Raw genomic sequence first — 290 nt, forward strand, 5'->3', positions numbered from 1 at the left:
CTCGAGCTTTGCAATTGTCTGCATCGGGACTTATTTTGGTTCACAACCACCCTTCTGGCGATGCAACACCTTCTAAAGCAGATGTAACAATGACTTATAGATTAAAAGATGCGGCAAATGCATTAGGAATTACTGTTCATGACCACCTTATTATAGCACGAAATAACTACACAAGCTTTAAAGAATTAAAGTTCATATGAACCTCTTTGGATAAAGAAAAATTCATAAAATTAATGGTAACAAATCAATTTTCTAAATCAATATCTAATATGGCCATCGAGAAATTATAG

1 protein-coding gene is annotated in these 290 nt (G+C 33.4%); it reads left to right on the forward strand.

Going from position 1 to position 290, the window contains the following annotated elements:
* Positions 1–200, forward strand: a 200-nt coding sequence (locus ACFINZ_RS11985) for a JAB domain-containing protein (protein ID WP_375701643.1), incomplete at its 5' end; no start/stop codon positions are given.
* Positions 201–290: the final 90 nt, after the last annotated feature.

This window comes from Bartonella sp. AA81SXKL, from assembly GCF_042196945.1.
In the GTDB taxonomy this organism is placed as follows: Bacteria; Pseudomonadota; Alphaproteobacteria; order Rhizobiales; family Rhizobiaceae; genus Bartonella.